Source organism: Oscillospiraceae bacterium NTUH-002-81 (assembly GCA_032620915.1).
Taxonomy (GTDB): domain Bacteria; phylum Bacillota; class Clostridia; order Lachnospirales; family Lachnospiraceae; genus JAGTTR01.
In genome coordinates this window covers 1,163,664-1,176,589 of record CP136052.1, presented here as the reverse complement: position 1 = coordinate 1,176,589, position 12,926 = coordinate 1,163,664, and the positions used below count along the sequence as shown (strand labels likewise).

Below are 12,926 nucleotides of genomic sequence, written 5' to 3'. Positions count from 1 at the left end.
TCCGCAGACCTGTACAGCCTGTTTTCCTGCAGCTTATGCTTCATCCTCCGCCAGTGCGGCCTTGATCATGATGGCACACTCCACACGCTTCCGCTCCAGCTCACAGCCGATGTCATAGACATCGTTGATGGAATGATGGAAATTCCAGGAATTGGCTGCACAGCCGCCGCTGCAGTAAAATCTGGCGAAGCAGTCCCGGCATTTTTCCTTGGCGTACACGTTGCACGTCTTGAACTCGTCCCGGATGTCCTCCCGGACAATGCCGTCATCCACATTTCCCATAAGGAACTCTTCCTGGCCCACAAACTGGTGACACGGGTAAAAATCTCCCCATGGCGTCACGGCCAGATACTCCGTTCCCGATCCGCAGCCGGACAGGCGCTTTGCCACACAGGGACCGCCGGTCAGGTCGATCATGAAATGGAAGAAATTAAAATGCTCTCCGGCTTTTTCCCGGCGCACGATCTCGGCAGCCAGGCGGTCATACTCTTCACAGAGAACCGGCACATCCTCCCTCCCGGATGGCGTAATCTGCCTCCGGCGGTGCCACCACCGGCTCCACAGAAATCTGCTTGAAGCCCAGATCTGCCATGTGCAGTACATCTTTGGCAAAATCCAGATTGTAATGGGTAAACGTACCTCTCACATAATAGTTGGTCTGATTCCGGCTCTCGGCCATCTTCTGGAACTTGGGCACGATCTGGTCGTAGCTGCCCTGGCCGCCCCGGAACGGACGCATCATGTCGTTGATCTCTTTTCTGCCGTCCAGGCTTAAGACCACGTTGCCCATCTCTTTGTTGACGAACTCCTGTACCTCGTCATTTAAGAGAATGCCGTTGGTCGTCAGGGTGAAACGGAAATTCTTGTCGTGGATCTTCTCCTGCTCTCTGCCGTAAGCCACCAGGTCTTTCACCACCTGCCAGTTCATCAGCGGCTCACCGCCGAAAAAGTCCACCTCCAGATTTCTTCTGTTGCCGGAATTGGCAATGAGGAAATCCAGTGCTTTCTTGCCTACCTCAAAACTCATGAGCGCTCTGCGGCCGTGGTACTCGCCTTCCTCCGCAAAGCAGTATTTACAGGCCAGATTACAGTCATGGGCAATGTGCAGACAGAGCGCCTTGACAACGGTCTTGCGCTTCTTGAAATCCATAATGTAATCTCGGTAAATGTCCTCTGTAAAAAGCTGTCCGGCATCCTTCAGCGCCCGGATGTCCTCCAGCACTTCCCGGATATCGTTTTCCGGGTAGCTGCCCTTCAGCTCCTGTACGATCTCTTCCTCACTCTTCTTATCATAAAGAGCAATGGCATCGTAGGCCAGATCATCCACCACATGAACAGAACCGCTGTTCACGTCCAGCACGATATTCCGGCCGTTGTTCTTATATTGATGAACCATTCTCATCCTCCTGCTAACTGTGTAATGTAAAGTAACAGCATAATAAGCAGCGGCAGGTTGCCGCTGCTTATTATAAATAGTTTCTGAATAACCAGAATTTATCTTGCGTTCTCACAGCTCTGATTGCCAACTGTGCAGGAAGTCTTACATGCAGACTGACAGGATGTCTGGCATTCGCCGCATCCGCCCTTCTTCATTGTTCCCTGTAAACCTCTGGTGTTCAGTGTCTTGATATGTGCCATGATATCTACCTCCTGTTCATTCCTCGATTGTCCTACCGCGGCAGTGATAACTGGCACCCGCAGTAATATCTGGGATATTATATCACAATCCCACAGTCTTTTCAACCTCCCGCATGGCCAAAATCGTCCGTTCCAGCAATTCGTCCAGCGACCAGCCCAGCATATCCGCGCCGCGCTGGATCACCTCCCGGGAACACCCGGCCGCAAACTTGGGGGTTTTATACTTCTTTTTCAGAGATTTCAGCTCCAGATCCATGGTACTCTTCGATGGCCGCATGAGCGCCACCGCACCGATAAGCCCGGTGAGCTCGTCCGTGGCATACAACACCTTCTCCATCTCATGCTCCGGCCGGATATCCACCGTAATGGCATATCCGTGGCTGGCGGTGGCGTGGATGATGTCCTCCGGCACGCCCCGCTCTCTCATGATCTGCTGGGAACGGATGCAGTGCTCCTCGGGATACTGTTCAAAATCCAGGTCGTGGAGCAATCCCACGATACCCCAGAACTCCTCCTGATCTGCATATCCCAGCTCTCTGGCGAAATATTTCATCACGCCCTCCACCGTCTGGGCGTGTTTTAAATGGAACGCGTCCTGATTGTACTCTGTCAGCAGTTCCCATGCCTCTTCTCTGGTCATATCTTTTCCTCTTTTCTGTTGTTCCTGCTGCCTGCCCTGTAGCTGCGGCAGCTGAAACAGCCGCGTCTTACAGTCCCCGGAAGCCCTCCGGCTTGTAAGCGCGCTGCTCCATTACCTGATGAAGCTGTGCCAGAAGCTTCGGCGTATCCTGGTTCAGGGTTCCGCCCAGCGGCACATAATTGGAAGCGTGATTTGATCGGAAAATACTTCCCTGGCTGTCTGTATTTTCCAGAAACAACACCATTTCCCGGGCCACCTCATCGGCGGTCAGAAGTTCAAACTTTCCTGCCTTATGCTGCTCATAGAGCGGTGTGCCCGGCTCCAACATCAGCGTCAGGATGCTGACATACTCCGGCTTTACAGCGCTGATGAGCCGTCCGGATGCCACGGCATGCTGCTCCAGACGATCCCGGCCGCCCAGGCCTGAAATCAGTGTCACAGATACCTTGATGCCCGCTGCTTTCAGCTTCAGGCAGGCTTCCCGGATCTGTTCTGCCGTCGCCTGCTTCTTCACATCCTGCAGGATCTCGTCATCTCCGGACTCCGCGCCAATATAGATCATATCCAACCCGGCTTCCTTCAGAAGCTTCAATTCCTCCGGTGTCTTCGCCAGCACATCCAGCGGTGCCCCGTATGCGGATACCCGTTCCAGCCGCGGAAACAGCTGCCGGATAACCTTCAAAATACTGAGCAGATCCTCGGTCTTCACGACCAGGGCATCTCCATCAGCAAGAAAAATCCGTTGTACGTAAGATCCGTAATATTGCTTCGCAGATCTGAGATCCTCTGCCACCTCCTCCAACCGGCGGACGCGGAACTTCTTTTCCTTATACATACTGCAGAATGTGCACGTATTTCTCGCACATCCAATGGTCAGCTGTATGATCAAACTGCGTGCTTCACTCGGGGGTCTGTAAACCATTCCTTCATATCTCATATATTCCGGCTCCTTTTACTTTGCCCCATCATCTTCCTGAAAATCCTCGATGCTCCTGCCTACCCCTGACAGGAAAAAACACATCTTTTAAGTATTCTAATTCTCTTTCCCCCTCCTGTCAACACAAACGTACCCCTTCTGACGCGCAAACTTCTCCCGCGTTTCCGGCAAAGTTTTCCCTTTTCTTTTTTCCCGTTTTGTATTACAATATAGGATATGATGCCAGGGCCAAAAGGTCTAAACCCACATGAGCTTGCTCATAAGTGGGTGAAGGACCTTGAGGCCCGCCCCGATATGAGCATAAAAGTAGGATGATAATCCTACGATATGCGAATGTCGATGAGGATTGTGGGAGTGCGTAGCACGGAACAATCCGCAGGCATCAAAGTCGGGGGATTTAAATCTCGACATCTAGCAATTTCCAACAGAAAGGAATGTATCTCATATGAAAAAATCCGGAAAATGGATCCTCTCTGCCGCTGTGGTCACCATCGCAGCCGCAGTTACCGCTTATTTTGTTAAAAACCGCAGCCAGGAAAAGCAGGAGGACGATTTCGACGACTTTGATGATTTTGACGACTTCGACGAGGAACTGGATCAGGAGGAAGCGGGCGAACCCTTCTCCAGAGAATATGTGTCCCTGAACCGGACACACCAGACAGAGAACGCAGACACCGCTGCACCTGCACAGGATGCTTCTGAGCCTGCACAGGATACCCCCGAGGAAGAGGTGACCGTCAGTGATGCCCCGTCTTCCGACACCATCGCCGAGGAGGAGCCCGGACAGGAATAAGCCCGAAGCAACGCTCGCAAAGCTTGCTGCTGGCCGTTTCTGCCAAATATAATATCGTCTATAGGATAGGACACACTTTCTTATCATGAAAAAAGAACGATGGAATTTTCTCAATCGGGAATCTTCCATCGTTCTCTTTTATTCTTATGCATTTACGTTCTTTCTGTTCTCAGGATCTCATCTGTCACAGGCTTTCCATCCTGTTTTCACGTCTTTTTCGCATGCTCTACAGCTGCGCCAGGATGATCCCGGCAAAAACCAGCCCGCAGCCCAACATCTCCCGGGGCGACAGCGCCTGCCCCAGCAGCACCCAGCCCGCCAGCATGGCAAACACCGATTCCATACTCATCAGAAGAGACGCCACCACCGGGTCGGTGTCCTTCTGGGCCAGGATCTGCAGCGTATACCCTGCACCGCTGGATAGCACGCCCGCATAGACGATGGGCAGCCACGCCCGGGTCATCGCCGAAAAAGACACCGGCTCCACCAGCAGCATGCTCACCCCCGCCAGCGCCGCGCACACAAAAAACTGAATACAGGACATCCGCACACCGTCCACCTGGGGCGAAAAATGGTCAATGACGAGAATGTGGCAGGCAAAGGCCACTGCACACAGCAGCTCCAGAAAATCCCCGGCACTGATGGAGAAACCTTCGGTGATGCACAGAAAATACATGCCCACCACGGCCAGTGCCACGCTGATCCACAGCTTCCGCCGGATGCGCTGCCCCGTAAAAACCCGCAGAAAGGGCACGATGATGATATACAGCGCCGTGATAAATCCGGCTTTTCCCACCGTTGTATACTGTATGCCGTACTGCTGCAGGCTGCTGGCCAGAAACAGCACGCAGCCACAGCACACGCCGCCGATCAGCAGCGGTCGTTTCGGCATCTGCCGCTTTTCTCTCCCGCTCCGCCTCCGGCGTCAGGTGGTCCATCAGAAAGATGCAGGGGATAAGCACCAACCCGCCCAGGACACTTCTGGCAAAAAGAAAGGCAAAGGGCCCCACATAATCCATGCCCGCACTCTGGGCCACAAATGCAATACCCCAGATAAATGCTGTCAGCAACAGCAGCGCGTTTCCTTTTGCTTTTTTCGTGTTGATGTTCATGCTTCTTCTCTCCGTCCTGTTCTTTTCTGCACAGCCTTTTCCGGTTCCTCCTGTGTCAGTATTTTCTTCATTCTATGTATTGGTTTCCGCTGCCACCTTTTCCAGCAGTGTTATTCCTTTTGATCCTTGCGCTTCCGTTCCTCCAGGCTTTCCTTCAGCATCTTCAGCGCTTCCTTAAACTCCTCAGAGGTGGCAGACGGGCTGCTCTTCAACAGGCTTCTGCCGTAGAAATCCAGGCCGTTCTTCTTCACCTGGGTCAGTCTCTCCCGGGTCACAGCCACTCTCGTCTTCAGCCCCTCGAACTCAGGCAGCTTCTCGCCCAGCTTTTCCTTCTGGGCCTCCAGACGGCTGACGGTACTTTCCAGTCTTGCCAGCGGCCCTTCCAGCCGTTTTTCCAGTTCTTCCTTCTTCTCCAGCATGTCTGCCTGGGCGAAAGCCACGATCACATTGGCCCGGTTCTGCAGATTGTCCAGATCTCCCTTCAACGCAGTAAGCTTCACCAGTACATCCCGGACATCCAGGGCTGCCTTGAAGGAAAGTGCCATATCTACTCCCACCAGTGCCGTCAGCACATGGGTCACCACCGACACCAGCTGTTCATTCAGCCCCAGCACAAACCGTTCAATGGGCGGATGAATGACCTTCAAAAGAAAAATGGTCAGACCGCCCCAGGCCAGTGTGGAGGACAGACAGATCTGTCCTTTGTAGTTGAATTTCTGCTTGCTGTAGTCCCAGTAACGCACCTTGAACAGCTTCTCCATGCACACGCCGGTGACATATTCCAGCGCTGTAGCCGCAATACAGCCGGCCAGATAAACGAGCACCAGATGATTTTCCACCGGAATAGACACGAACAGCATAAGGATCGCGCCACTCCCGTACAACGGCAGGAACGGCCCCCTCATGAAACCGCGGTTGACAAACCGGTGCTTACACAGGGATACATATGTACTCTCAAAAATCCATCCGAAAAAACAATAAATAAAGAAAAACAACAGCCACTGGTCTGTCGTATAGCTGAATATCGCATGCATAAATGCATTTCATCCTTTCTCTTGCCAACTGTGTATCTTTTGATTAAAATATATAAATACAATATGAAACGAGGTACAGATCAATGGATAAAATCACAGCCCTTTACTGTCGGTTCGCCTACGGCGATGTTCCCGAGATCATTGAGGAGCAGAAAGCCCTGCTTCTTCAGACTGCCTGCGACAACGGTCTTTCCAACACCCGCTTCTATGTGGACAGCGGTGTCAGCGGCCTTACCATGGACCGCCCGGCCTTCAACGAGCTGATGGCCGATATGGAAAACGGTCTCATTGAGGCGGTCATCGCACAGGATGCCTCCCGCATCTGCCGCCGTTCCTCTGTGAGCACCACATACATCGAGGAAATCTTCCCGGCACACGGGGTCCGGTTCCTGAGTGCAGAAGCACCCTCCGACAAAAGTCTCATGGACATCCTGCTGGCTGCCCGAGACAGCAGCAAAGAAACCAGATAAGCGATCTTTGCTCCGACAGACAGAACATCCTGATTTTAAAAAGAAGAAAAGGTTCCTGCTCATCAGGGCCTTTTCTTCTTTCTTTTTTCTGACACCGGAAGTTTTAGTAGTATCTCTTGATGGCTGTAATGGTACGGTAGGTCGCATTGCCGTATTTGATCCCTGTCTTGGCCGTGCTGGCGTGAACGATCCGCCCGCCGCCCAGATAGATCGCCACATGGCCGGGATAACAGATGATATCACCGGGCTGTGCATCCGCATAGGACACGGACCTTCCGCCGGAAGCCTGACCGCCCGAGGAGTGGGGCAGGGAAATGCCGAAATGGGCAAATACCGACATGGTAAAGCCGGAGCAGTCTGCACCGTTGGTCAGGCTGGTACCGCCCCATACATATGGATTACCCACAAACTGGCAGGCATAGCCGGCAATGCTGTTTCCGGCAGCGCTGCCGCCTCCGCCGCTGCCAATGCTGACAGAACCGGAACCCGAAGAAGAGCTGCCGCTTTTGGTGGTAGAGGCGGCTGCCTTCGCCTGCGCCTTCTTGATCTCACTGTTCTGCGTCTCGATCTTCTTCTTTAAATTGGCTGCTTCCTTCTTGGCATTGGCCAGCTGGCTTTCAAAGTTGGCCACCTTCTTCTTCTTCTCTGCAATCATCGCCTCCAGGGACGCCTGCTGCTCTTTGTAGCTGGCCTCAATCTCCAGCAGTTCTTCCTTATCCTCATCCAGCTGTACCTGCAGATCAGCCACCTGCTGCCGGATTGCCTGATAATTGATGAGCATATCCCGGTCATAGGAGTATACCTGCTGGGCATAATCAGCCTTGTTGATCCAGTCTGCAATACTCTGCGCCTGAAGCAGAAGCTCCACGTAACTCGTCTCGCCCTTCTCATACATGTACTGGATCCGGAGCTTCATATCCTCGTACTGCTTGTCTTCCTGTGCCTTGGCCGCATCATAATCCTTCTGTGCCTGTTCGATCTCCGCTTCTTTATTCGTAATATCCTGTTCCAGAATATCCAGATCTGCCAGAAGAGAGACCAGCTCGGAGTCCAGTTCATTGATCTCATTCTGGGTCTGCCGGGAATTCTTCTGCAGATTGGAAATATTCTCGTTGACTTTATTCAATTCCTGCTGCGTCTTATTTTTCTGATTCTGCATATCCTTGACGCTGGACGCATACACCGGTGTCTGTATCATCATAGATGCTGCCAGGGCCGCTGCCAGCAGACGGATTCTTTTCTTCATGCATTCCACCCTTTGTTTTAAATTTTCATGTCCTATTATTATAACTTTAACCCCGTGTTCTTTCAATGGATAAATCTAAAAATTCACAAATTATTTTCATTTGTTCTTGACGCTGTCTTTTGCATATGCTATCTTTAGGTTAGTATTTTAGCAGTTGATTTTGATGCGCATATTATGTAAGTCAGTAATTAATTCGTGACCTACTTATATGCGTTTTTTCTTTTTCAGTCCTACTTGAAATACGCATTAAATTTATCAAAGGAGGTATCTTTACTATGAATAAAGGTACAGTGAAATGGTTCAACGCAACTAAAGGCTATGGCTTCATCACCGATTCCGAGAACGGCCAGGAAGTATTCGTTCACTTTTCCGGCATCGTTGCCAACGGATTTAAGACTCTGGAAGAGGGTCAGCAGGTAACCTTCGATCTCGCCGAAGGACAGAAGGGCATGCAGGCAGTCAACGTTGTTGTTTGCTAATCACTGCACACATTTCCAAAGATAAGATTGGGGCAGGAATCAACCGATTCCCGCCCCACTTTTTTGTTATTATAACACCTTGCTTAAAAACGACTGCAGCCGCTCATTTTTCGGATGGCTGAAAAATTCTTCCGGTGTATTTTCTTCCATGAGAATTCCCTCGTCCATGAATACGACCCGGTTTGCCACCTCTCTGGCAAATCCCATCTCATGGGTGACCACGATCATCGTCATGCCGCTTCTGGCCAGATCCCGCATCACGTTCAGCACCTCGCCTACCATCTCCGGATCCAGCGCCGAGGTGGGCTCATCGAACAACAGCACCTCCGGCTTCATGCACAGCGCCCGGACGATAGCGATTCGCTGCTTCTGTCCACCGGACAGCTGGTTGGGATATGCATCCGCCCGGTCCGCAAGACCTACCAGCTTCAAAAGCTCCATGGCTTCCTTCTCTGCCTCCTCCGGCTTCTTGCCCTGCAGCTTGATGGGGCCCAAGGTCAGATTTTTCATCACGTTCATATGGGGGAACAGATTGAAATGCTGGAACACCATGCCCACCTTCTGCCGGTGCAGGTCGATATTTACTTTCTTGTCTGTAATATCCGTTCCTTCAAATAAAATATGGCCATCCGTAGGAACCTCCAGCAGGTTCAGGCAGCGCAGAAAGGTACTTTTACCGGAGCCGGACGGCCCGATGATCACCACCACGTCCCCTTCATTGACCTCCAGATCGATGCCCTTGAGCACCTCCTGGTCGCCGAAATTTTTCTTTACATTTACCGCCCGGATCAGCGGTCCGTTATACTTATCGCTCACTCTTCTTCAGCCTCCTCTCCAGCAGCGTCACAAAGTGGCTGAATACTACCACCATGATCAGATAAATGGCAGCAACCGCCATCAGCGGGAAAAACGCATCATAGGTACGGCTGCGGATGATATCGCCGCCTTTGGTCAGATCCTCCAGGGCAATATATCCGGCCACAGATGTTTCCTTCAAAAGCACGATAAACTCGTTGCCCAGTGCCGGCAGCACATTTTTAAACGCCTGGGGCAAAATGATATACCACATCGTCCGGCCATAGGAAAAGCCCAGACTTCTCCCGGCCTCCAGCTGCCCGATGTCAATGGACATGATACCGCTTCGGCAGATCTCCGCCACATAAGCGCCCGAGTTGATACCAAAAGCCATGATCGCCGCAAATACCTTGCTCACATCTGTGGATGCAAAAATAACGAAATAAATGATCAGCAGCTGTACCACCACCGGGGTTCCCCGGATCACAGTCAGATACACCTTACAGATGGCATTCAGCAACCTGAATTTCCCCGTCCGCTCATGGGTGGAACGGATGATTCCCACCAGAAATCCCAGTACAATACCGATGAGTACGGCAAAAAAGGTTACCTTCAGGGTCACCCCCAGACCATTGGTGATATATTTCCATCGGTCATCTTTGATGAAATTTTTGTAAAACGCATTCAGAAAAGCTTCCATTCCCTCATCCCCCTTATTTTTTCTCTCCTGTCTACTACCGACTGCTCTGCTACATACAAAAGCATCTGTTCTTCACACGCAGACTCTTTTTCCACACAGCAGAACAGCCGACGTCTCCGGACGCGCCATACATGCAGATGTCACGCGTGGAGGGTCGGCTGCATATCTTCTTCGATGGATTATTCTGCGCTGATGTACTTTCCGATGATCTCATCCAGCTTGCCGGATTCCTTCAACTCACCAAGTGCTGCGTTCACCTTGTCAAGCAGCTCTGTATTGTCCTTGGCAACGGCAATGGCATACTCTTCCTCTGCGAATGCCTCATCCAGGATCTTCAGTCCCTCGTTCTCATCCACAAACACCTGTGCCGGCTGACGGTCAATGATCACCGCATCGATCTTTCCCTGGGAAAGTGCCTGAACAGCTTCAAACCCCTTGTTATAACGCTCTACGGTTGCGCCTTCCACATCATCTGCCAGGATGTCGCCTGTGGTGCCCAGCTGTACACCGATCTTCTTACCGGACAGATCGTCACTGGAACCAATCTCGCTGTCCCCGGTAACAATGATCACCTGAGAGGAAGTTGCATAGGGATCAGAGAAATTTACATTCTCCAGACGATCCTCTGTCACAGTCATGCCCGCAATTCCCACATCCGCTTTGCCGGAATTCACTGCCATGATAATAGAATCAAATGCCATGTCCTCAATCTTCAGCTCCATGCCTAACTGCTCTGCGATGGCTGCTGCGATATCTGCATCGATACCAACGATCTCACCGCCGTCATGATATTCATAAGGCGGAAACTCTGCATTGGTTGCCATCACCAGGGTGCCGCCTGCTGCCGCGTCATCGGCGGTCTCTTCTGTCGCATCCGCTGTTTCATCTGCTTTCTCTTCTGCAGCAGTTGTATCCTCTGCTGCCTTCTGTCCGCAGGCTGCCATAGATACAGCAACTGCACAGGCCATCATCAGTGCCACTACTTTCTTTTTCATATATACCTCTCCTCTCTCAACCGGCGTCCCCCGCCGGATCCTGTTTCTCTTATTATAAACACATTTTATACAAAAATCAAGCATTTTTATACATCACAGTTCACACAAAGATTTATGCAGGCAGATTTCAGGTTCGCATGAAAATCTGTCTGTGAAAATCTTTGTAGGGAGCGCCTTCTTATGAGCAAAAATGAGCTGCGCAGTAGCGGAAAGCATCGCAGATGCGTTTTTGTGAATGATGTGAATGAACTGTGCATATATTTATAAAAAATGTATAAATCAGGAAAATACCCATGCCAGACGCATTTTCTTCCTTCACAGACACCCCATCTCTTCCCCCGGCCCAGGATGAAAATTATGCAGACTTTATCATAGAATACCGCAACACCCCCGACCGGCTCCCCGCCCCTTCCATACCCCATGCCATCTCTGTCATTGATGACCGGTACGCCGTACTCTACGTGCCCCGCACCTACCTGATGCCGGACACCGTTTCCGCCTCCGATTACAGTGCCATTCCCAAATGCTATACGGCCATGGATCTGCCAAGCCTTGACAGCTCCGGCATTACCCGTCTGGCAAACCATCCGTATCTGTCGCTGACAGGCCGGGGCACTGCGGTTGCCATCATCGATTCCGGCATCGACTACACTCTGCCGGTGTTCCGAAACAGCGACGGCACGACACGGATTGCCTGGCTGTGGGATCAGGCGCTGACCGAAACCCATGCAGATCCCAGATATCCTTCGGTCCCCTACGGCGCGGTTTTCTCCGCCGCAGAGATCAACCGGGCGCTGACAGCCGGGGATCCCCTCTCTGTTGTGCCCTCCGCAGATCCCACCGGACACGGCACCTTTCTAGCCGGCATCGCCGCCGGAAAAGAAAGCAGCACCGACAATTTCCGGGGTGTGGCACCGGATGCTTCTCTGATCGTTGTCCGGCTCAAAACGGCCAAACAATACCTGCGGGAGCTGTTTCTTCTGCCTGCGGATGCCGATGTCTATCAGGAGGACGATATCATGCTGGCCATTTCCTTTGTACTTTCCTGCTCCGGCCAGATGGATACCCTGCCGGTCAGCCTGTGCATCGGCCTTGGCACCAGCCTGGGAAGTCACAGCGGTACCAGTCCCCTGTCCCAGTACGCCGACCGGATCGCCCGGCAGTTTGCCGTGTGTATCTCCATCGCCGCCGGAAACGAAGGGAACGCCCGGCATCATTACCGGGGCGTCCACACGCCGGAGAAGAAAGAGGATATCGCCGAGCTTCGGGTGGCAGAGGGTGAGACCGGATTTTCCATGGAGCTGTGGGGCCGCTCCCTCGCCCCGTATCAGGTCACCCTGCAGTCCCCCTCCGGTGAGTCTGCCCGCATCACCCCGTCCCGGTTCCAGTCCTCCACCACCATCCGTTACATTTTCACCCAGTCTGCCATCTACGTCACCACGATCCCGCTGGATCCCCAGTCCGGCGCCCAGATGCTCTTTCTCCGATTTCTTACCCCCGAGTCCGGTCTTTGGCGGATCACTGTCACCACCGACACCCAGGCGGAGGTGTTTTATGACCTGTGGCTGCCCGCCCGGGGGCTTGTCCGGGAAAACACCTATTTTCTGCGCTCCACACCGCTGCAGACCGTCGCCAGCCCGGGCAGTTCCCTGTCGTCCATCACCTACACCGCTTACGATTACCGCAATTCCAGTCTCTACCTGGAAGCCAGCCGGGGCTTCACCCCCATCATGTCCATCAAGCCGGATCTGGCTGCACCGGGTGTCGGACTCATCGGACCGCTGCCGGGCGGAAGGTTCCAGGAGCGCTCCGGCACCAGTCTGGCCGCCGCCCACGGAGCCGGGGCTGCCGCCCTGTTTTTCGAGTGGGCCATCATCCGGCAAAATGCCCCCTCCCTCAACGGCCTGGGCGTCAAAAATTTCTTCATCCGCAGTGCCAGACGCTCCACAGATCTTACCTATCCCAACCGGGAATGGGGCTACGGCATTCTTAACCTGTACCATACATTTTCCACATTGTTTTAAAAAAAGAGACGGGAATGCCTCTCACTCCCGTCTCTGCTTTTGCTGTATGGATTACTTCGCCTT

General features: G+C 52.5%; 13 protein-coding genes and 2 pseudogenes. 4 read left to right on the top strand and 11 right to left on the bottom strand.

Going from position 1 to position 12,926, the window contains the following annotated elements; genetic code table 11:
- Positions 1–33: 33 nt before the first annotated feature.
- From scfB to RJD28_05595, 4 genes and pseudogenes are all read right to left on the bottom strand, one after another.
- Positions 34–1,396, bottom strand: a pseudogene (scfB, locus tag RJD28_05610) (thioether cross-link-forming SCIFF peptide maturase).
- A 98-nt stretch (positions 1,397–1,494) separates the two neighbouring features.
- A complete protein-coding gene (gene scfA, locus RJD28_05605) occupies positions 1,495–1,638 on the bottom strand; it encodes a six-cysteine ranthipeptide SCIFF (GenBank protein ID WNV58974.1) in 144 nt (47 codons plus the stop codon).
- Positions 1,639–1,720: 82 nt separating this feature from the next.
- On the bottom strand, positions 1,721–2,278 hold the full coding sequence (locus RJD28_05600; protein ID WNV58973.1) for a hydrolase: 558 nt from the start codon (positions 2,276–2,278) through the stop codon (positions 1,721–1,723).
- 67 nt (positions 2,279–2,345) lie between these two features.
- The gene (locus RJD28_05595; GenBank protein ID WNV58972.1) at positions 2,346–3,215 is read right to left on the bottom strand and encodes a radical SAM protein; all 870 of its coding nucleotides are present in this window, start codon (positions 3,213–3,215) and stop codon (positions 2,346–2,348) included.
- A 445-nt stretch (positions 3,216–3,660) separates the two neighbouring features.
- On the opposite strand from RJD28_05595, the gene RJD28_05590 reads away from it, so the two are divergent.
- Complete coding sequence (locus tag RJD28_05590) at positions 3,661–4,008, top strand: hypothetical protein (GenBank protein WNV58971.1); 348 nt, start codon at positions 3,661–3,663, stop codon at positions 4,006–4,008.
- 226 nt (positions 4,009–4,234) lie between these two features.
- Here RJD28_05590 and RJD28_05585 read toward each other — a convergent pair whose 3' ends face one another.
- The 3 genes and pseudogenes from RJD28_05585 to RJD28_05575 all read right to left on the bottom strand — a co-directional run bounded on the left by RJD28_05585 (position 4,235) and on the right by RJD28_05575 (position 6,154).
- Entirely contained in the window at positions 4,235–4,900 is a 666-nt protein-coding gene (locus RJD28_05585; GenBank protein WNV58970.1) for a DMT family transporter, read from the bottom strand.
- A 91-nt stretch (positions 4,901–4,991) separates the two neighbouring features.
- Positions 4,992–5,120 (bottom strand): annotated as a pseudogene (locus RJD28_05580) (EamA/RhaT family transporter).
- A gap of 110 nt (positions 5,121–5,230) precedes the next feature.
- Positions 5,231–6,154, bottom strand: coding sequence for a hypothetical protein (locus tag RJD28_05575; GenBank protein WNV58969.1), 924 nt, complete (start codon positions 6,152–6,154; stop codon positions 5,231–5,233).
- 83 nt (positions 6,155–6,237) lie between these two features.
- Here RJD28_05575 and RJD28_05570 point away from each other — a divergent pair, with 83 nt between their 5' ends.
- Positions 6,238–6,624, top strand: a complete 387-nt coding sequence (locus RJD28_05570) for a recombinase family protein (GenBank protein ID WNV58968.1) — start codon at positions 6,238–6,240, stop codon at positions 6,622–6,624.
- 103 nt (positions 6,625–6,727) lie between these two features.
- Here the strand turns inward: RJD28_05570 and RJD28_05565 are convergent, their stop codons facing one another.
- On the bottom strand, positions 6,728–7,870 hold the full coding sequence (locus RJD28_05565; protein ID WNV58967.1) for an NlpC/P60 family protein: 1,143 nt from the start codon (positions 7,868–7,870) through the stop codon (positions 6,728–6,730).
- Positions 7,871–8,145: 275 nt separating this feature from the next.
- Between RJD28_05565 and RJD28_05560 the strand changes: the two genes are divergently transcribed.
- On the top strand, positions 8,146–8,349 hold the full coding sequence (locus RJD28_05560) for a cold-shock protein (GenBank protein ID WNV58966.1): 204 nt from the start codon (positions 8,146–8,148) through the stop codon (positions 8,347–8,349).
- 69 nt (positions 8,350–8,418) lie between these two features.
- Here the strand turns inward: RJD28_05560 and RJD28_05555 are convergent, their stop codons facing one another.
- The 3 genes from RJD28_05555 to RJD28_05545 form a co-directional block, all read right to left on the bottom strand.
- Complete coding sequence (locus tag RJD28_05555; protein WNV58965.1) at positions 8,419–9,165, bottom strand: amino acid ABC transporter ATP-binding protein; 747 nt, start codon at positions 9,163–9,165, stop codon at positions 8,419–8,421.
- Positions 9,155–9,844 (bottom strand): amino acid ABC transporter permease, encoded by a 690-nt coding sequence (locus RJD28_05550; protein ID WNV58964.1) that lies wholly within the window; start codon positions 9,842–9,844, stop codon positions 9,155–9,157. Before RJD28_05550 ends, RJD28_05555 begins: the two co-directional genes overlap by 11 nt.
- A 179-nt stretch (positions 9,845–10,023) precedes the next feature.
- A complete protein-coding gene (locus RJD28_05545) occupies positions 10,024–10,839 on the bottom strand; it encodes a basic amino acid ABC transporter substrate-binding protein (protein WNV58963.1) in 816 nt (271 codons plus the stop codon).
- Between the two features lie 293 nt (positions 10,840–11,132).
- Here RJD28_05545 and RJD28_05540 point away from each other — a divergent pair, with 293 nt between their 5' ends.
- The gene (locus RJD28_05540; GenBank protein WNV58962.1) at positions 11,133–12,863 is read left to right on the top strand and encodes a S8 family peptidase; all 1,731 of its coding nucleotides are present in this window, start codon (positions 11,133–11,135) and stop codon (positions 12,861–12,863) included.
- The last annotated feature ends 63 nt before the right edge of the window (positions 12,864–12,926 follow it).